Here is a 19,071-nt window from a genome sequence, read left to right on the forward strand (position 1 = left end):
GGGCGCGTTGCGAAGCCCCGGACGAGAGCTCCGGACGGGAAGACCCGGAGGAGAAGCCCCGGGGGAGAAGACTCCGGACGGGAAGGGAAGCCCCGGACGGGACGGGAAGCCCCGGACGGGAAGCCCTCCGACGGCGGGTGCGGGGACGCGAGGGGCCGGGGCGGAGGGTCCGCCCCGGCCCGTCGGGTGGCGCGCGGTCAGTCGACCTCGGCGACGGCCTCGGCGAACTGCGCCTGGTAGAGCCGGGCGTAGGCGCCGCCGGCGGCGATCAGTTCGTCGTGCGAGCCCTGTTCGACGATCGAGCCGTTCTCCATCACCAGGATCACGTCGGCGTCCCGGATGGTGGAGAGCCGGTGGGCGATGACGAAGCTGGTGCGGCCGGTGCGCAGCCGGGCCATGGCCCGCTGGATCAGCACCTCGGTGCGGGTGTCGACGGAGCTGGTCGCCTCGTCCAGGACCAGGATGGACGGCTGGGCGAGGAAGGCCCGGGCGATGGTGATCAGCTGCTTCTCGCCGGTGCTGACGCCGGTGCCCTCGTCGTCGATGACGGTGTCGTAGCCGTCGGGGAGGGTGCGGACGAAGCGGTCGACGTGGGCGGCCTTGGCGGCTTCGACGACCTGTTCGCGGGTGGCGCCCTGGGCGCCGTAGGCGATGTTGTCGGCGATGGTGCCGCCGAACAGCCAGGTGTCCTGGAGGACCATGCCGATGCCGGAGCGCAGGTCCTCGCGGGACATCGCGGAGATGTCGACGCCGTCGAGGGTGATCCGGCCGGAGCTGACCTCGTAGAACCGCATCAGCAGGTTGACCAGGGTGGTCTTGCCGGCGCCGGTGGGGCCGACGATGGCGACGGTGTGGCCGGGTTCGACCTTGAGGGAGAGGTCCTCGATGAGCGGCTTGTCGGGGTCGTAGCGGAAGGACACGTCCTGGAAGGAGACCCGGCCGTGGACGGTGTCGGGCTTCTCGGGCATGGCCGGTTCGGGGCTCTGCTCGGGGGCGTCGAGCAGTTCGAAGACGCGCTCGGCGGAGGCGACGCCGGACTGCACCAGGTTGGCCATGCTGGCGACCTGGGTGAGCGGCTGGCTGAACTGCCGGGAGTACTGGATGAAGGCCTGGACGTCGCCGATGGAGAGCGAGCCGCTGGCCACCCGCAGGCCGCCGACGACGGCGACCAGCACGTACTGCAGGTTGCCGATCAGCATCATCGCGGGCTGGATGATCCCGGAGATGAACTGGGCCTTGTAACTGGCCTCGTACAGTGCCTCGTTGTGCTCGCGGAAGGTCTCGGCGGACTCGCGCTGGCGGCCGAAGACTTTGACCAGGGTGTGGCCGGTGTACATCTCCTCGATGTGGGCGTTGAGTTGGCCGGTGGACTTCCACTGCTGGACGAACTGGGGCTGGGCGCGCTTGCCGACCTTGGTGGCGACGATCACCGAGACGGGCACCGAGACCAGGGCGATCAGGGCGAGCAGCGGGGAGATCCAGAACATCATCGCGAGCACGCCGACCACGGTGAGCAGCGAGTTGATGACCTGTCCCATGGTCTGCTGCATGGACTGGCCGATGTTGTCGATGTCGTTGGTGACCCGGCTGAGGACTTCGCCGCGCGGCTGCTTGTCGAAGTAGCTGAGCGGCAGTCGGGAGAGTTTGGCCTCGACGTCCTGGCGCAGCCGGTAGCTGGCGAGCTGGATGGCCTTGGTGGCGAGCCGGCCCTGGAAGATGCCGAAGACGGCGGAGGCGACGTAGATGCCGAGGACCCAGAGCAGGACGGAGCCGATGGCGCCGAAGTCCATGCCGTGGCCGGGGGTGAAGTCGACGGCGGAGAGCACGTCGGCGACGCCGGTGTCGCCGTGGGCGCGCAGCCCGTCGATGACCTGGGCCTTGGTGGCGCCGGGGTCGAAGCGGGCGCCGATGACGCCGGCGAAGATCAGGTCGGTGGCGTCGCCGAGGACCTTGGGTCCGATGACGGCGCAGCCGATGCCGAGGACGCCGAGGAGGAGGACGCCGAGGAGGATGGTGCGTTCGGGGCGCAGCAGGCCGAGGACGCGTTTGCCGGAGCCCTTGAAGTCCATGGACTTCTCGGTGCCCTGGCCGCCCATGAAGCGGCCGGGGCCGGCAGGGCCGCGGCGGGCGGCGGCGGCCTGGGAGTCGCTGGGCAGTTCGGCGTCGTCCGGCTTCGGGCGGGCCTTGGTCAGGTCGGCCGTGGCCGCGGCTCTCGTGTCCGCCGCGCCTGTCGCGCCTCTGGTGTCCGCCGCGCCTGTCGCGCCTCTGGTGTCCGTCGCGCCTGCCGCGTCCGTCACGTCCGTCACGTCCGCCGCGTCTGCCGGGGGCTTTCCGGGGGTGGTCACGCCGCCTCCTGCTCGGTGAGCTGGGAGAGCACGATCTCCCGGTACGTCGGGTTGTCGGCCATCAGTTCGTGGTGGGTTCCGGTGCCGACGACGGCGCCCTCGTCGAGGACGATGATCCGGTGGGCGTCGCGGATGGTGGACACGCGCTGGGCGACGATCAGGACGGTGGCGTCGGCGGTCTCGCGGGAGAGGGCCTTGCGCAGCCGGGCGTCGGTGGCGTAGTCGAGCGCGGAGAAGGAGTCGTCGAAGAGGTAGACGGAGGGCTTGCGGACCAGGGCCCGGGCGATGGCGAGGCGTTGGCGCTGGCCGCCGGAGACGTTGCTGCCGCCCTGGGCGATGGGGGCGTCCAGGCCTTCGGGGAGCCTTTCGACGAACTCCTTGGCCTGGGCGGTCTCCAGGGCGTGCCAGAGGTCCTCGTCGGTGGCGTCGGGCCGGCCGTAGCGGAGGTTGCTGGCGACGGTGCCGGAGAACAGGTAGGGCTTCTGGGGGACGATGCCGACGCTGTCGGCGATGGCGTCGGCGGCGAGGTCGCGGACGTCGGTGCCGTCGATCAGGACCTGGCCGGAGGTGGCGTCGAAGAGCCGGGGGACGAGGCCGAGCAGGGTGGACTTGCCGCTGCCGGTGGAGCCGATGATGGCGGTGGTCTCGCCGGGGCGGGCGGTGAGGTCGATGCCGCGCAGGACGGAGGCCTCGGCGCCGGGGTAGCGGAATTCGACGTCGCGCAGTTCGAGGGTGCCGCGGCGGGGGGCCTCGGTGACGGGCGTGGCGGGCGGGACGACGCTGGACTCGGTGCCGAGGACGTCCTGGACGCGGTCGGCGCAGACCTCGGCGCGGGGCACCATCATGAACATGAAGGTGGCCATCATGACGCTCATCAGGATCTGCATCAGGTAGCTGAGGAAGGCGGTGAGCGCCCCGATCTCCATGGCGTGGCTGTCGATGCGCTTGGCGCCGAACCAGAGCACGGCGACGCTGGAGACGTTCACGACGAGCATGACGGCCGGGAACATGACGGCCATCAGCCGGCCGACGTGCCGGGCGACGCTGGTGAGGTCCTCGTTGGCGCCGGCGAAGCGGGCCTGCTCCTGGTCGTCCTTGACGAAGGCGCGGATGACCCGGATGCCGGTGATCTGCTCGCGCAGGACCCGGTTCACGGTGTCGATGCGCTCCTGCATGCTGCGGAACTGGGGGCGCAGCGCGCGGACGAGCAGGATGACGACGACGGCGAGCGCGGGGACGACGGCGAGCAGCAGGCCGGACAGCGGGACGTCCTGGTTGAGCGCCATGATGATGCCGCCGACGCACATGATCGGTGCGGCGACCATGAGCGTGAAGCTCATCAGGGCGAGCATCTGGATCTGCTGGACGTCGTTGGTGGTGCGGGTGATCAGCGAGGGGGCGCCGAACTGGCCGACCTCGCGGGCGGAGAAGCTCTGCACCCGGTCGAAGACGGCGGCGCGGAGGTCCCGGCCGAAGGCCATGGCGACGCGGGCGCCGATGAGGACGGCGCCGATCGAGCAGGCCGCCTGGGCGATGGTCACGCCGATCATCACCCCGCCGACGCGCAGGATGTAGCCGGTGTCGCCCTTGACGACGCCGTCGTCGATGATGTCGGCGTTGAGCGTCGGCAGGTAGAGCGCGGCGAGGGTGGACACCAGCTGGAGGACCACCAGCAGGGTGATCGGTCGGGAGTAGGGGCGCAAGTACGCCCGCAGCAGTCTGATCAGCACTAGCACACTCTTGTCGTCGCGGGTCGGGTTCGCACCCCGATTCTCGTTCTTCTGTAGCGTCGTACAGGGCATTCGGCGTGCGCGAACCGAGGGTTTGCCGGGCTTTTGCCGAACTGCCCGGCAGTTCGGCGGGGCGCCGGGCGGTGCGGTCACCGGTGGCGCGGGGGCGTGCCAGCTGGATCCACCCTCTTACGGAATGACCGGTTTCCCCCTAGGCTGCTGATTGCCCCCTTGTTACTGACCGGTACCGCTCAGGTTAACCGGGGCCCGGCGACCGCCCCCACGGACGCCGCGACAATCCCTCAGACGGCCACCCGCCCCCGGAGGTCCTCGTTGAGTTCCGCGCAGTCCCTGATCGACTCCGGCAGGCCCGACCTGGTCGCCGGGCGCCCCGCCTCCGTCGCGCACCTGTTCCTGGAGCGGGTCGCCGCGACCCCTGACGGCGAGGCCTACCGCTACCCCGCCCCGGTCGACGAGCAGGCCGCGGACGGCGCGCCCGGCGCCGAGCAGTGGCGCTCGCTGACCTGGGCGCAGACCGCGACCCGGGTCAAGGCGGTGGCCGCCGGGCTGATGGCCCTCGGCATCCGGTCGGAGGACCGGGTCGCCCTGGCCTCCTCCACCCGGCTCGAATGGGTCCTCACGGACCTCGGCGCCATGTGCGCGGGCGCCGCGATCACGACCGTCTACCCGAGCACCAACGCCGACGAGACGGCCTTCATCCTGGCGAACTCCGGCTCCCGGGCGCTGTTCGCGGAGAACGCCGCGCAGCTGGCCAAGGCCGCCGGGCAGCTGGAGCAGCTGCCCGAGCTGCGCACCGTGATCCTCTTCGACGCGCCCGGGGAGACGCCCGAGGCGCCCGGCCTGGAGGTGCTCACCCTCGCCGAGCTGGAGCGGCGCGGCGCCGAGTACCTGGAGCGGCACCCGGACGCGGTGGAGAAGGCCGTCGCCGGGCTCGACAAGGAGCAGCTGGCCACCCTGATCTACACCTCGGGCACCACCGGCCGTCCCAAGGGCGTGCGCCTGGTGCACGACTGCTGGGCGTACGAGGGCCGGGCGCAGGAGGCCAGCGGGCTGCTGCGCTCCGACGACGTGCAGTTCATGTGGCTGCCGCTGTCGCACGTGTTCGGCAAGACGCTGATCTCCGGGCAGATCGCCACCGGGCACGTGATGGCGCTGGACGGCCGGGTGGACCGGATCATCCACAACCTGCCGGTGATCCGGCCGACGATCATGGCCTCGGCGCCGCGCATCTTCGAGAAGGTCTACAACGGCATCGCGGGCAAGGCCCGGGCCGAGGGCGGCGCCAAGTACAAGATCTTCATGTGGGCCGCCAAGGTGGCCCGCGAGTACGCCCGGGCGGTCCAGGAGAGCCGGATCGCCAGCGGTGTCGGCACCGCCCCGCTGGGCCTGCGGCTGCAGCACGCGCTGGCGGACAGGCTGGTGTACGCGAAGATCCGGGCGGCCTTCGGCGGCCGGCTGCGCGGCGCGGTCTCCGGCAGCGCCGCGCTGGCCCCGGAGATCGGCTACTTCTTCCTCGGAGCCGGGGTGCCGATCCTGGAGGGCTACGGCCTGAGCGAGACCAGCGCCGGGTCCTGCGTCAACCGCGAGGAGGACGTGCGGATCGGCACGGTGGGCCGTCCGCTGCCGGGCACCGAGGTGCGGATCGCCGAGGACGGCGAGATCCTGCTGCGCGGCCCCGGCATCATGCGCGGCTACCACGACCTGCCGGAGAAGACCGCCGAGGTGCTGGAGCCGGACGGCTGGTTCCACACCGAGGACATCGGCGAGCTGACCCCGGACGGCTTCCTGCGGATCACCGACCGCAAGAAGGACCTGTTCAAGACCTCCGGCGGCAAGTACGTGGCGCCCAGCGAGGTCGAGGGCAAGTTCAAGGCGGTGTGCCCGTTCGTCAGCAACATCCTGGTGATCGGCAACGGCCGCAACTACTGCACGGCGCTGATCGGCCTGGACGAGGCGGTGCTCCTGCCGTGGGCCGCCGAGCACGGCCTGGCCGGCAAGTCGTACGCCGAACTGGCCGCCGATCCGGCCGTCCACGAGCTGATCGAGGGCTTCGTGAAGCGGCTCAACACGGGGCTGCAGCGCTGGCAGACGATCAAGAGGTTCCACCTGCTGCCGCGCGACCTCGACGTGGAGCACGGCGAGCTCACCCCGAGCCTGAAGATCAAGCGCCCGGTGGTGGAGCGGACCTACGCGGACGCGGTCACCGCGATGTACGCGGGCGCCAACGAGGCCTGACCCGGCCCGCCCCCGTACGGCTCACCGGTTCGGGTGAGCCGTACGGGACAATGGGGTCATGCCCTCCGCACTCCCCGACGGCGAACCCGTGCCGTCCGACGGTTCCCTGCCCGCGCACGCCCTCGCCGGGCTCGGCAGCCGGCCGTTCGGCTTCTACCTGCACGTGCCGTACTGCGCCAGCCGCTGCGGCTACTGCGACTTCAACACCTACACCGCCACCGAGCTGCGCTCCTCCGGGGCCGTCGCCTCCCAGGAGACGTACGCGGACAACGTGGTCGCCGAGGTCCGGCTGGCCCGGCGGGTGCTGGGGGACGTCGACCTGCCGGTGCGCACCGTCTTCCTCGGCGGCGGCACGCCCACCCTGCTGCCCGCCCGCGACCTGGTGAAGATGCTCGCCGCGATCCGCGAGGAGTTCGGGCTCGCCGAGGACGCCGAGGTCACCACCGAGGCCAACCCGGAGTCGGTGGACCCGGCGTACCTGGCAGAGCTGCGCGAGGGCGGCTACAACCGGATCTCCTTCGGCATGCAGAGCGCCCGCCCGCACGTGCTGAAGCTGCTGGACCGCCACCACACCCCGGGCCGCCCGGAGGCGTGCGTCGCCGAGGCCCGCGCGGCCGGGTTCGAGCACGTCAACCTCGACCTGATCTACGGCACCCCGGGCGAGTCCGACGACGACTGGCGGGCCTCCCTGGACGCCGCCATCGGCGCCGGGCCCGACCACGTCTCCGCGTACTCCCTGATCGTCGAGGAGGGCACCCGGCTCGCCGCCCGGGTCAAGCGCGGCGAACTGCCGATGATCGACGACGACGTGCACGCCGACCGCTACCTCATCGCCGAACAGGCCCTGGCCGCCGCCGGGTACCACTGGTACGAGGTCTCCAACTGGGCCACCACCCCCGAGGGCCGCTGCCGCCACAACGAGCTCTACTGGACCGGCGCCGACTGGTGGGGGGCCGGCCCCGGCGCCCACAGCCACGTCGGCGGCGTCCGCTGGTGGAACGCCAAGCACCCCGCCGCCTACGCCCAGGCCCTCGCCGAGGACCGCACCCCGGCCCTGGGCCGCGAGGTCCTCGCCGAGGAGGACCGCCGCGTCGAACGCATCCTGCTGGAGCTGCGCCTGGTGGAGGGCGTCTCCCTCGACCTGCTCACCGACACCGGCCGCAAGGCCGCCGACCGCGCCCTCGCCGACGGCCTCCTCGCCGCCGGCCCCTACGAGCGCGGCCGCGCCGCCCTCACCCTCCAGGGCAGGCTGCTGGCCGACGGCGTCGTACGGGATCTGGTGGACTGACCGCCGGACACGGTCACAACGGCATCCGGACCTACGCCTGGTCCGGCAGGGTCACGAAGTCGATCAGTTCCTCGACGCGGCCCAGGAGTTCGGGCTCCAGGTCCTTGTAGGAGTTGACCTTGGAGAGGATGTGCTTCCAGGCCGCCGGGGTGTCCACCGGCCAGCCGAGGCGGCGGCAGGTGCCTTCCTTCCAGTCCTCGCCGCGGGGGACGGCGGGCCAGCCGGGGATGCCCAGGGAGGCGGGCTTCACGGCCTGCCAGACGTCGATGTAGGGGTGGCCGACGACGAGGACGGACTCCCCGGTGACCCGGGCGGCGATGCGGTGCTCCTTGGTGCCGGGGAGCAGGTGGTCGACCAGGACGCCGAGGCGGCGGCCGGGGCCGGGGGCGAAGTCGGCGACGATCGCCGGCAGGTCGTCGATGCCGCGCAGGTACTCGACGACGACGCCCTCGACGCGCAGGTCGTCGCCCCAGACCCGCTCGACCAGTTCGGCGTCGTGCCGGCCCTCGACGTAGATCCGCGACTCGCGGGCGACCCGGGCGCGGGCCCCGGGGACGGCGATCGAGCCGGAGGCGGTGCGGCCGGGCGCCTTGGACGGCGCCGGGCCGGCCGGGCGGACCAGGGTGACGACCCGGCCCTCCAGCAGGAAGCCGCGCGGGACCAGCGGGAAGACCCGGTGCTTGCCGAAACGGTCCTCCAGGGTGACGGTGAACCCCTCGGCGGTCTTCTCGCAGCGCACCACGGCCCCGCAGTAGCCGGTCGCCGCCTCCTCGACCACCAGGTCCCGCTCGGCGGGCACCTCCGGCGCGGGGGCCTGCTTCTTCCAGGGCGGGGTCAGGTCGGGTCCGTACTCGCGGCTGCGCATACGGGTGATCATAGGGACGGCGGACGGGCCGTCAGAGGCCCGGCGCGCCCCAGACCGGGAACCAGCGGCCGAGGTCCTTCTCCAGCCGCAGGTCGTTCCCCAGCATCGCGTTGACCTGCAGTTCCAGCGGGCTGTTGCGCTTCTCGCCGCCGCCGGGCATCGGGGCGAAGGGGTAGAAGGTGCCGCGCTTGTAGAGGTAGACCAGGCCCAGCGACTGCCCCTCCCCGTTGCGGAAGGCGACCAGCGAGCAGAGCAGTTGCGGCCCGAAGCCGTTCGCCTCCAGCTCGCTGTTGACCGCGTGCAGGTCGTTCACCAGCTCCGGGAGCTCCCCGGGGGAGTGCCGGGCGAGCAGCCAGGAGTAGCCGTAGTCGTCTTTGGAGGCCTCCACGGGGACGCCGCCGCGCTCGGTGTCGGCGTCCAGCAGCGCCCGCACCTGCTGTTCGACCTGGACGAAGGCCGCGCCCTCGACGGCCGCGAAGCAGACCGAGCCGAGCCCGGTGGGGAGGAAGCCGGCGGCGGCCTCCAGGGTGAGCGCGGCGGACGGCACGCCGAACAGCTGGTCGAGGTCGGGCTTGACGGGCTTGCTGCGGCCGAACAGGGTGTCCAGGATTCCCACGGCGGTCCTCTCGTGTGCTCGGGGCGTGTGTTCGGGGCGTGTGTTCGGGCGTGTCCTCGGGCGGTCAGCGGCCGAGCTGCTCGGAGATCCTCGCCAGCTGCTCCAGCCGCTTCTCCAGCGACGGGTGGGTGGAGAACAGCTGCGAGGCGGTCTCCCGGGCGCTCAGCGCGGGGGCGAAGTAGAAGGCGTTGTACGGCTGGGCCTGGCGCAGGTCCTTGCTGGGGATGGCCGCGATCTGCCCGGTGACCTTGGTGAGGGCCGAGGCGAGGGCGCTGGGCCGGCCGGTGAGCTGGGCGGCGGCGCGGTCGGCGGCCAGTTCGCGGTAGCGGGACAGCAGCCGGGTGAGCAGGAAGCTGATCGCGTAGACGACCATCGAGACCAGCGGGATGATCAGCGCCGCGATGGCCGCGTTCTGGTCGTTGCTGTTGCGGTTGCCGCCCATGAAGCCGCCGTACACGGCGATCCGGGTCATCGCGCCGGCGAGCACGCCGAGGAAGCCGGCGATGGTCATCACCGCGACGTCCCGGTGGGCGACGTGGGAGAGCTCGTGGGCGAGGACGCCCTCCAGTTCCTCCGGTTCCAGCCGGCGCAGCAGGCCGGTGGTCACGCAGACCACGGCGTTCTGCGGGTTGCGGCCGGTGGCGAAGGCGTTCGGCATGTCGTTGTCGGCGACCGCCACGCGGGGCTTGGGCATGTCGGCCAGCGCGCAGAGCCGGTCGATCGTGCCGTGCAGCTGGGGGAACTCCTCCGGGGTCACCTGGTGGGCGCCCATCGCCCGTTCGGTGATCTTGTCGCTGAACCAGAACTGGGCCACGAACAGCCCGCCGGAGATCAGGACGATGAGCGGCCAGGCGCCGCGCAGCAGCGCGATCAGCAGGCCGGTGAAACCGACGTACAGCAGCCCGATCACGAACATCGTCGCGACCATGCGGCCGGTCAGGCCGCGATCGGGTGCGAAACGGTTGTGCTGGCCCGAGCTCGACATCGCTTGCTCCTCCGTTCGCCGTCGCTTTCGATGCTGCCACCCGGACGGCCCCGGGGCACCACCCCCGCGCCGGGAAGCGTGAACGGTCACCGCCCCGCGGGCCGTACCCGGAACTGCGGGCAGGATCACGCCGGTCGGGCCGTTCCTGCCGTAGGACCCGGGCCTTACACTGGCAGATACGGTTTTGGCACTCGCGTGTTCAGAGTGCCAAGGGCGGGGTCTCCCGGAGCGGCCCGCAGCAGTAACCCAGTGACACACAGGGACACAGACGGACAACGTGCGAAGACGGAGGTGCGTGCCCCATGGCCGGTGAGGTCCGCCAGCTGGACGACCGCAAGCTCGCCGTGCTCCGCGCGATCGTGCAGGACTACGTGGGCACCGAGGAGCCGGTCGGTTCCAAGGCGCTCGTGGAGCGGCACAACCTCGGGGTCTCGCCGGCGACCGTCCGCAACGACATGGCGGCGCTGGAGGAGGAGGGCTACATCCACCAGCCGCACACCAGCGCCGGCCGGATCCCGACCGACAAGGGGTACCGCCTCTTCGTCGACAAGCTCGCCGAGATCAAGCCGATGAGCGCCCCGGAGCGCCGGGCCATCCGGCACTTCCTGGACGGCGCGGTCGACCTGGACGACGTGGTCGCGCGCACCGTGCGGCTGCTCGCCCAGCTGACCCGGCAGGTCGCGGTGGTGCAGTACCCGTCCCTGACGCGCTCCACGGTGCGGCACATCGAGCTGGTGGCGCTGGCCCCGGCGAAGGTGATGCTGGTGCTGATCACCAACACCGGCCGGGTCGAGCAGCGGATGGTCGACTGCCCGGGCCCGGTCGGCGAGACGGTCCTGGCGGACCTGCGGACCGCGCTCAACACCAGGGCGGCCGGCCGCCGCCTCCCGGAGGTCCCGGGGCTCCTGGAGGAGCTCCCGGCGGCGTTCGACCAGGCCGACCGGCCGACCGTCAGCACGGTCCTGGCGACGCTGTTCGAGACCCTCGCGGAACAGAACGAGGAGCGGATCATGCTGGCCGGCACGGCCAACCTGACCCGCCTCGGCCACGACTTCCCGCTCACCATCCAGCCGGTGCTGGAGGCCCTGGAGGAGCAGGTCATCCTGCTCCGCCTCCTGGGTGAGACCAACGACGCGGGGATGACGGTCCGGATCGGGCGTGAGAACGCCTACGAAGGGCTGATTTCCACTTCGGTGGTGTCCGTCGGTTACGGTTCGGGCGACGAGAGCGTGGCCAAACTGGGTGTGATCGGTCCGACCCGGATGGACTACCCGGGCACAATGGGGGCGGTGCGGGCGGTGGCGCGGTACGTGGGTCAGATCCTGGCCGAGTCGTAGCAAACAGCCGTCGGGCAAACTGACGGCGTCCAGTCGCAGCACTACTACAGGCGGAACAAGCGGAGCATTTGGTGGCCACGGACTACTACGCGGTACTCGGCGTCCGACGGGATGCGGGGCAGGACGAGATCAAGAAGGCGTTCCGGCGCCTGGCACGCGAACTGCACCCGGACGTCAACCCGGACCCGAAGACGCAGGAGCGGTTCAAGGAGATCAACGCCGCCTACGAGGTGCTCTCCGATCCGCAGAAGCGCCAGGTCTACGACCTCGGCGGGGACCCGCTGTCCCCGAGCGGCGGCGGTGCGGGCGGCTTCGGCGCGGGCGCCGCGGGCTTCGGCTTCTCCGACATCATGGACGCCTTCTTCGGCGCCGCGGCCGGCCAGCGGGGCCCGCGCTCGCGCACCCGCCGCGGCCAGGACGCCATGATCCGGCTGGAGATCACCCTGGAGGAGGCCGCGTTCGGCACCACCAAGGAGCTCCAGGTCGACACCGCCGTCACCTGCACCACGTGCAGCGGCGAGGGCGCGGCCCCCGGCACCTCCGCGCAGACCTGCGACATGTGTCGCGGCAAGGGCGAGGTCTCCCAGGTCACCCGGTCCTTCCTGGGCCAGGTCATGACCTCCCGCCCCTGCCCGCAGTGCCAGGGCTTCGGCACCGTCGTGCCGACCCCGTGCCCGGAGTGCGCCGGCGACGGCCGGGTCCGCGCCCGTCGCACCCTGACGGTCAAGATCCCGGCCGGTGTCGACAACGGCACCCGGATCCAGCTGGCCGGCGAGGGCGAGGTCGGCCCCGGCGGCGGCCCGGCCGGCGACCTGTACGTCGAGATCGCCGAGACCACCCACACCATCTTCCAGCGGCGCGGGGACGACCTGCACTGCACCGTCACCATCCCGATGACGGCGGCCTCGCTCGGCACCCGGGTGCCGCTGCAGACCCTGGACGGCCTGGAGGAGGTCGACATCCGGCCCGGCACCCAGTCCGGCCAGTCGATCCCGCTGCACGGCCGGGGCATCACCCACCTGCGCGGGGGCGGCCGGGGCGACCTGATAGTGCACGTCGAGGTGAAGACGCCCACCAAGCTCGACTCCGAGCAGGAGGAGCTGCTGCGCCGCCTCGCGGTGCTGCGCGGCGAGGAGCAGCCGTCCGGCCAGTTCGCGCCGGGCCAGCAGGGCCTGTTCTCCCGCCTGAAGGACGCCTTCAACGGCCGGTAGCCGGCCGCGGAGGGGTGCCGGGGGCCGACCCCCGGCACCCCTCTCGCGTTTCTCCCCCGCGGCCCCGGCGGCCGCCGGGCCCACTCCGGAAAGGTTCCCCCGCATGACCGCGCCCGTCTTCGTCGTCGACACCGAGCGGATCGCCGCCGCCGAGCCCGGCACCGTGGTGCGCCTGGACGGCCCGGAGGGGCGGCACGCCGCCGCCGTGAAGCGGCTGGAGGCCGGCGAGGCGGTGACCCTGGCCGACGGGCTGGGGCTCGGCGTGGACGGGACCGTCGCCGGGGTGCACGGCAAGGACGCGATCGACGTGGCCGTCACCGCGGTGCGGCGCGAGCCGCTGCCCGCGCCGCGGATCGTCGTCGTCCAGGCGCTGCCCAAGGGCGACCGCGGCGAGCTGGCCGTGGAGACCATGACCGAGGTCGGCGTGGACGTGGTGATCCCGTGGTCGGCCTCCCGCTGCATCACCCAGTGGAAGGGCGAGCGGGGCGCCAAGGCGCTCGCCAAGTGGCGGGCCACCGCCCGGGAGGCGGGCAAGCAGTCCCGCCGGCTGCGCTTCCCCGAGGTGCGCGACCCGATGACCACCAAGCAGCTGGCGCCGGTCCTGGCCCAGGCCGCGTTCGCCGCCGTGCTGCACGAGGAGGGCTCCGAGCCGCTGGCGCACGCCGCGCTGCCCGCCGACGGGGACCTGGTGCTGGTGGTCGGCCCGGAGGGCGGGGTCTCCCCGGAGGAGCTGGCCGCCTTCGCACAGGCCGGCGCCGCGCCGTACCGGCTGGGCCCCTCGGTGCTGCGCACCTCCACGGCCGGGGTGGCCGCCGGGGCGCTGCTGCTGGGGCGCACCGGCCGCTGGGCGTAGCGCGGAGGAGGGAGGCCGTGGGGGGTGCGCCTACTACGGCCGCGCGCCGGGGTCCAGCCGGGCTCGTCCGAGGGGCCCGACTCTGCCGAAAAGCCCGGCGGCTCCTCCGCGTACGTGCTTACGCTGGCCGCGTGACGGACTCCCTGAGCACCTCCGCGGGCGCCTACCTGCGCCACCCCCACCTGCACGGCGACCTGGTCGCCTTCGTCGCCGAGAACGACCTCTGGCTCGCCCCGCTGGACGGCGGCCGGGCGTGGCGGCTGACGGCCGACCACCGGCCGGTCCACGACCCCCGGTTCTCCCCGGACGGGCGGCACATCGCCTTCACCTCCACCCGGGACGGCGCGCCCGAGGTGCACGTGGTGCCGGTGGACGGCGGTCCGTCCCGCCGGCTCACCCACTGGGGCAGCGGCCAGACCCGGGTGCAGGGCTGGACGGCCGACGGCCGCCCGATCGCCACCACCACCGCCGGCCAGGCCACCCTGCGCCGCACCTGGGCGCACGCCCTGCCGCTGGACGGCGGCGAGCCGGTGCGGCTGCCGTACGGGCCGGTCGGCGGGATCGCCTTCGAGCCGGGCGGGGACCGGGTGCTGCTGGCCAGCGCCGCGATCCGCGAACCGGCCTGGTGGAAGCGGTACCGGGGCGGCCGGGCCGGGAAGCTGTGGCTGGGCCGGGAGGAGTTCGCCCGGATCCACCAGGAGCTGGACGGCCAGCTGTCCTCGCCGCTGTGGGTGGCGGGCCCGGACGGCGCCCCGGGCGGGCGGATCGGCTTCCTGTCCGACCACGAGGGCGTCGGCGAGCTGTGGTCCAGCCTCCCGGACGGCTCCGACCTGCGCCGCCACACCACCGGCCGGGACGGCTTCTACGCCCGCAACGCCGCCACCGACGGCACCCGGGTGGTGTTCCACCGGGCCGGTGACCTCTGGCTGCTGGACGACCTGGCCGGCGCCGAGCCGCGCCCGCTGGACGTCCGGCTGGCCGGCCCGCGCAGCGGCCGCCGCCCCCGCCCGGTGCACGCCGCGCACTGGCTGGAGACGGTCGCCCCCGACCGCACCGGCCGGGCCAGCGCCGTCGTGGTGCGCGGCAGTGTCCACTGGCTGACCCACCGCGAGGGCCCGGCCCGGGTGCTGGACGAGACCCCGGGCGTGCGCGGGCGCCTGGCCCGGGTGGTGCCGGGCGAGGACGGCGCCCAGGGCGTGCTCTGGGTGTCCGACGCGGAGGGCGAGGACGCCCTGGAGTTCGCGCCCGCCGTGCACGGCGCCGAGCGCCGCCGGCTGGCCGCCGGGCAGCTCGGCCGGGTCAACGTGCTCACCGTCTCCCCGGACGGCAAGCAGGCCGCGCTCGGCGTGCACGACGGCCGGGTGCTGCTGGTGTCGCTCTCCGACGGCACCGTGCACGAGCTGGACCGCAGCACCGACGGCGAGGTCAGCGGGCTGGTGTTCAGCCCGGACTCGGCCTGGCTGGCCTGGTCGCGGCCGGTGCCGGGGCTGGGCCCGTACTCGCTGCGCCAGATCGTGCTGGCCAACCTGGCCACCCGCACCGTGAGCGAGGCCACTCAGCAGCGCTTCATCGACACCTCGCCGGCCTTCACCGCGGACGGCCGCTACCTGGCGTTCCTGTCGGTGCGCAACTTCGACCCGGTCTACGACTCGCACGTCTTCGACCTGTCCTTCCCCAACGGCTGCCGCCCGTACCTGATCACGCTGGCCGCCGACACCCCGTCCCCGTTCGGGCCGCACCGCGCCGGGCGCCCGCTCGGCGGGGAGGAGGACGAGCCGCGGGCCAAGAAGGCGGACGGCGAGGAGGGCGGCACCGACGGCGCGCCGGTGACCAGGGTGGACCTGGACGGCATCGCCGACCGGATCGTCCCGTTCCCGGTCGAGGGCGGGCTGTTCGGCACCCTGCGGGCCGCCAAGGACGGCCTGCTCTGGACCAGGGCCCCGCTGCTCGGCGAACTCGGCGACGAGGCGGCCTCGTTGGAGGACGAGCGGCCCCGGCCGGTGCTGGAGCGCTTCGACCTGAAGAAGCGCCGGGTCGAGCAACTGGTGCACGACGTCGACGGTTTCGCGGTCAGCGGGGACGGCGGCCGGGTCGCCGTGCTGGACGGGGGCGAGCTGCGGATCGTCCCGGCCGACCACAAGGCGGGCGGCGAGGACGACGAGACCGCCGTCGACCTCGACCGGCTGCGGGTCACCGTCGACCCGGCCGCCGAGTGGCGGCAGATGTACGCCGAGAACGGCCGGCTGATGCGCGACAACTACTGGCGCCCCGACCTGGCCGGCGTCGACTGGGCCGGGGTCCTGGAGCGCTACCGGCCGCTGGTGGAGCGGGTCGGCTCGCACGACGACCTGATCGACCTGCTGTGGGAGGTGCACGGCGAACTCGGCACCTCGCACGCCTACGTCGTCCCGTACGGCCCGCACACCGAGCCCGCCCGGCGCCAGGGCCTGCTCGGCGCGGACCTCGTCAAGGACGGCGGGCAGTGGCGGATCGCCCGGATCCTGCCCGGCGAGTCCTCCGACCCGCGGGCCCGCTCGCCGCTGGCCGCGCCCGGCGCCGCGATCCGCCCGGGCGACGCCGTCCTCGCGGTCAACGGCCGCCCGGTGGACCCGGTCACCGGCCCGGCGCCGCTGCTGGCCGGCACCGCCGGGCAGCCGGTCGAGCTGACCGTGACCGGCAAGGACGGCACCGACCGGCGCCACCCGGTGGTCGTCCCGCTCGCCGACGACGAGGCGCTGCGCTACCACGACTGGGTGGCGGGGCGGCGGGCCGCGGTCCGCGAACTGTCCGACGGGCGCCTCGGCTACCTGCACGTCCCCGACATGCAGACCACCGGCTGGGCCCAGATCCACCGCGACCTGCGCTCCGAGATGGCCAAGGAGGGCGTGATCGTCGACATCCGGGAGAACCGCGGCGGCCACACCTCGCAACTGGTGATCGAGAAGCTCGCCCGCCGGATCGTCGGCTGGAACGTCAGCCGGGACACCGACAGCGCGGTGCCCTACCCCGCCGACGCCCCGCGCGGGCCGGTCGTCGCGCTCGCCGACCAGGACTCCGGCTCGGACGGCGACATCGTCAACGGCGCCATCCAGGCGCTGGGGATCGGCCCGGTGGTCGGCACCCGCACCTGGGGCGGGGTGATCGGCATCGACAGCCGCTACCGGCTGGTCGACGGCACCCTGGTCACCCAGCCCAAGTACGCCTTCTGGCTGGAGAACTACGGCTGGGGGGTGGAGAACCACGGCGTCGACCCGGACGTCGAGGTGCCGATCGCCCCGCACCACTGGGCGGCCGGCGAGGACCCGCAACTGGCCGAAGGCGTCCGGATCGCCCTCGCCGCCCTCGCCGACAGCCCGGCCCGCACGGCCCCGCCGATGCCCTGGCGGCCGTAGGGGGAGTGTCCCGCCCCTTCGGCCCGGAGGCGAGCGGGCGAGTGGCAGCACGGGAAGTCGGACGGGCCGACTTCCCGTGTCGGGGGGCCTGGGTAGGATGCGGGGCTGTTTCTTGATCCACAGCTCACGGGGGAACCACCATGGCGCAGGGCTACCCGCCACCGCAGTACGGCCAGAACCCTTACGCACCACAGCAACCGCAGGCCTACCCGCCCCACCAGCAGCAACCGCAGCCGTACCCGCCGCAGGGGTACGGCCAGCCGCAGGGGTACGCGCAGCAGCCGCCGCCGCAGCAGTACGGCCAGCCGCAGGCGTACCCGAACCCCTACCCGCAGCAGCCGCACCCGCAGCAGCCGTACCAGCCGCAGCCGCAGCGTGCCGCCGCGCTGCCGCCGTGCCCCAAGGAGGCGGCCGGCAGCCGGCGCTTCCTGGCGATCGTGCTCGACTTCTTCTTCGCCGTCGGCCTCGGCTTCGTCGCCGCCAACGCCGCCAGCCGCCCGAAGGTCCGGCAGGTGGCCGGCCACACCGTGCACAGCGGCGGCCCGGCGGTGCCGTACTTCGTGGCGCTGGTGGTCGTCGGCCTCGCCGTGTCCTTCCTCAACCAGGTGGTGCTGGCCCGGCTCACCGGTTTCAGCGTCGGCAAGGGGATCCTGGCGATGCGGGTGGTGCGCCGCAAGCGGGTGATGCGGCCGAACACCTGGCGGCTCACCAGGCGCTGGCTGCTCGGGTTCGTCATCCTCGCGGTCGCCTTCCTCACCGAGGACTTCGACACCGAGGACGGTGACATCGTCGGCATGCGCGCGGTGCGCTGGAAGCACCTCCAGGAGTACCAGCAGGCCGTGGCCGGGCTCGGCTAGGCTGCGCCCGTACGGCCCCATCACCCGACGTACCGATCCCGAGGAGTAGCCGATGGCCGGCGAGCCGCAGACCGACTGCCTGTTCTGCAAGATCGTGGCGGGAGAGATCCCGGCGACGGTGGTGCGCAAGACCGAGCGCGTCCTCGCCTTCCGCGACATCGCCCCCAAGGCCCCGGTGCACGTCCTGGTGATCCCGCACGTCCACTACCCGAACGCGGCCGCGCTGGCCGCCGCCGAGCCGGAGATCGCCGGCGAACTGCTCGCCGAGGCGGGCCGGGTGGCCGAGGACGAGGGCATCGCGGACTACCGGCTGATCTTCAACACCGGTGCGGGCGCCGGGCAGACCGTCTTCCACGCGCACGTCCACGTGCTCGGCGGCACCCGCATGACCGAGAGCATGGTCTGATCCCAGGTGTCCCAGCGCGAGCTCGTCGTCCTCGGCACCGCCAGCCAGGTGCCCACCCGGCACCGCAACCACAACGGCTACCTGCTGCGCTGGGACGGCGAGGGCCTGCTGTTCGACCCCGGCGAGGGCACCCAGCGGCAGATGCTGCACGCCGGGGTCACGGCCACCCAGATCACCCGGATCGCGGTCACCCACTTCCACGGTGACCACTGCCTGGGCCTCGCGGGGGTGATCCAGCGGATCAACCTGGACCGGGTCCCGCATCCGGTGGACGTCTACTTCCCGGCCTCCGGCGACGTCTACTTCGAGCGGCTGCGGCACGCCACCGCGTACCACGAGACCGCGGTGCTGCGGCCCCGGCCGATCGACGAGCCGGGCCCGCTGCCCGCGCCCGGCGCCCGCTTCGCGCTGGACGCCGTCCGGCTGGACCACCCCGTGGAGTCCTTCGGCTACCGGCTGTCCGAGCCGGACGGCCGCCGGCTGGTGCCCGAGCGGCTCGCCGCGCTGGGCGTCGCGGGCCCGGCGGTGGGCCGGCTGCAGCACGACGGCGCGGTCGAGGTGGACGGCCGCCGGGTCACCCTGGACGAGGTCAGCGAGCCCCGGCCGGGCCAGAAGTTCGCCTTCGTGATGGACACCCGGCTCTGCGAGGGCGTGCACGCGCTCGCCGAGGACACCGACCTGCTGGTCGTCGAGGCCACCTTCACCGACGCCGACGGCCGCCTCGCCGAGGAGCACGGCCACCTCACCGCCGGCCAGGCCGCCAAGGTCGCCGCCGAGGCCGGCGCGCGCACCCTGGTGCTGACCCACTTCTCCCAGCGCTACCCGGACCTCGGCCAGCACCTGGCCGACGCCCGCAAGCACTTCGACGGGGAGCTGGTGCTGGCCACCGACCTCGTCCGGGTGCCGGTCCCCGCCCGCCGCCAGCCGTGA

General features: G+C 73.1%; 14 protein-coding genes. 9 read left to right on the plus strand and 5 right to left on the minus strand.

Going from position 1 to position 19,071, the window contains the following annotated elements; translation table 11 throughout:
- Positions 1-197: 197 nt before the first annotated feature.
- Positions 198-2,096, minus strand: coding sequence for an ABC transporter ATP-binding protein (locus tag ACYP53_RS15040; RefSeq protein ID WP_189918469.1), 1,899 nt, complete (start codon positions 2,094-2,096; stop codon positions 198-200).
- Between the two features lie 245 nt (positions 2,097-2,341).
- Positions 2,342-4,075, minus strand: coding sequence for an ABC transporter ATP-binding protein (locus tag ACYP53_RS15045; protein WP_459647652.1), 1,734 nt, complete (start codon positions 4,073-4,075; stop codon positions 2,342-2,344).
- A 333-nt stretch (positions 4,076-4,408) separates the two neighbouring features.
- On the opposite strand from ACYP53_RS15045, the gene ACYP53_RS15050 reads away from it, so the two are divergent.
- Both ACYP53_RS15050 and hemW read left to right on the plus strand, forming a co-directional pair.
- Positions 4,409-6,331, plus strand: coding sequence for an AMP-dependent synthetase/ligase (locus ACYP53_RS15050; protein ID WP_189917964.1), 1,923 nt, complete (start codon positions 4,409-4,411; stop codon positions 6,329-6,331).
- 58 nt (positions 6,332-6,389) lie between these two features.
- The gene (hemW, locus tag ACYP53_RS15055) at positions 6,390-7,619 is read left to right on the plus strand and encodes a radical SAM family heme chaperone HemW (protein ID WP_459647653.1); all 1,230 of its coding nucleotides are present in this window, start codon (positions 6,390-6,392) and stop codon (positions 7,617-7,619) included.
- A 31-nt stretch (positions 7,620-7,650) separates the two neighbouring features.
- Here the strand turns inward: hemW and ACYP53_RS15060 are convergent, their stop codons facing one another.
- From ACYP53_RS15060 to htpX, 3 genes are all read right to left on the minus strand, one after another.
- A complete protein-coding gene (locus tag ACYP53_RS15060) occupies positions 7,651-8,484 on the minus strand; it encodes a DUF3097 domain-containing protein (protein ID WP_189917968.1) in 834 nt (277 codons plus the stop codon).
- Between the two features lie 31 nt (positions 8,485-8,515).
- Positions 8,516-9,100, minus strand: a complete 585-nt coding sequence (pspAB, locus tag ACYP53_RS15065; protein WP_189917970.1) for a PspA-associated protein PspAB — start codon at positions 9,098-9,100, stop codon at positions 8,516-8,518.
- A gap of 64 nt (positions 9,101-9,164) precedes the next feature.
- Positions 9,165-10,085: a zinc metalloprotease HtpX gene (htpX, locus tag ACYP53_RS15070; RefSeq protein ID WP_189917972.1), complete on the minus strand. Its 921-nt coding sequence runs from the start codon at positions 10,083-10,085 to the stop codon at positions 9,165-9,167.
- A 302-nt stretch (positions 10,086-10,387) separates the two neighbouring features.
- Between htpX and hrcA the strand changes: the two genes are divergently transcribed.
- From hrcA to ACYP53_RS15105, 7 genes are all read left to right on the plus strand, one after another.
- On the plus strand, positions 10,388-11,422 hold the full coding sequence (gene hrcA / locus ACYP53_RS15075; protein WP_189917973.1) for a heat-inducible transcriptional repressor HrcA: 1,035 nt from the start codon (positions 10,388-10,390) through the stop codon (positions 11,420-11,422).
- A gap of 71 nt (positions 11,423-11,493) precedes the next feature.
- Positions 11,494-12,633: a molecular chaperone DnaJ gene (dnaJ, locus tag ACYP53_RS15080; protein ID WP_189917975.1), complete on the plus strand. Its 1,140-nt coding sequence runs from the start codon at positions 11,494-11,496 to the stop codon at positions 12,631-12,633.
- Positions 12,634-12,736: 103 nt separating this feature from the next.
- Positions 12,737-13,486, plus strand: a complete 750-nt coding sequence (locus tag ACYP53_RS15085; RefSeq protein ID WP_189917977.1) for a 16S rRNA (uracil(1498)-N(3))-methyltransferase — start codon at positions 12,737-12,739, stop codon at positions 13,484-13,486.
- A 131-nt stretch (positions 13,487-13,617) separates the two neighbouring features.
- Positions 13,618-16,878, plus strand: a complete 3,261-nt coding sequence (locus ACYP53_RS15090; protein ID WP_459647654.1) for a S41 family peptidase — start codon at positions 13,618-13,620, stop codon at positions 16,876-16,878.
- A gap of 140 nt (positions 16,879-17,018) precedes the next feature.
- The gene (locus ACYP53_RS15095; RefSeq protein WP_189917979.1) at positions 17,019-17,735 is read left to right on the plus strand and encodes an RDD family protein; all 717 of its coding nucleotides are present in this window, start codon (positions 17,019-17,021) and stop codon (positions 17,733-17,735) included.
- Positions 17,736-17,787: 52 nt separating this feature from the next.
- On the plus strand, positions 17,788-18,141 hold the full coding sequence (locus ACYP53_RS15100) for a histidine triad nucleotide-binding protein (protein ID WP_189917981.1): 354 nt from the start codon (positions 17,788-17,790) through the stop codon (positions 18,139-18,141).
- A 6-nt stretch (positions 18,142-18,147) separates the two neighbouring features.
- Positions 18,148-19,071: a ribonuclease Z gene (locus ACYP53_RS15105; protein WP_189917983.1), complete on the plus strand. Its 924-nt coding sequence runs from the start codon at positions 18,148-18,150 to the stop codon at positions 19,069-19,071.

The organism is Kitasatospora sp. Ki12 (assembly GCF_054601375.1).

What these genes read in the sequence shown, in the direction of transcription:
- ACYP53_RS15100 (WP_189917981.1), top strand. Translation starts at nt 17,788, where the DNA reads ATGGCCGGCGAGCCGCAGACCGACTGCCTGTTCTGCAAGATCGTGGCG.
- hemW (WP_459647653.1), top strand. Translation starts at nt 6,390, where the DNA reads ATGCCCTCCGCACTCCCCGACGGCGAACCCGTGCCGTCCGACGGTTCC.
- hrcA (WP_189917973.1), top strand. Translation starts at nt 10,388, where the DNA reads ATGGCCGGTGAGGTCCGCCAGCTGGACGACCGCAAGCTCGCCGTGCTC.
- ACYP53_RS15085 (WP_189917977.1), top strand. Translation starts at nt 12,737, where the DNA reads ATGACCGCGCCCGTCTTCGTCGTCGACACCGAGCGGATCGCCGCCGCC.
- htpX (WP_189917972.1), bottom strand. Translation starts at nt 10,085, where the DNA reads ATGTCGAGCTCGGGCCAGCACAACCGTTTCGCACCCGATCGCGGCCTG.
- ACYP53_RS15060 (WP_189917968.1), bottom strand. Translation starts at nt 8,484, where the DNA reads ATGCGCAGCCGCGAGTACGGACCCGACCTGACCCCGCCCTGGAAGAAG.
- ACYP53_RS15040 (WP_189918469.1), bottom strand. Translation starts at nt 2,096, where the DNA reads ATGGGCGGCCAGGGCACCGAGAAGTCCATGGACTTCAAGGGCTCCGGC.
- ACYP53_RS15095 (WP_189917979.1), top strand. Translation starts at nt 17,019, where the DNA reads ATGGCGCAGGGCTACCCGCCACCGCAGTACGGCCAGAACCCTTACGCA.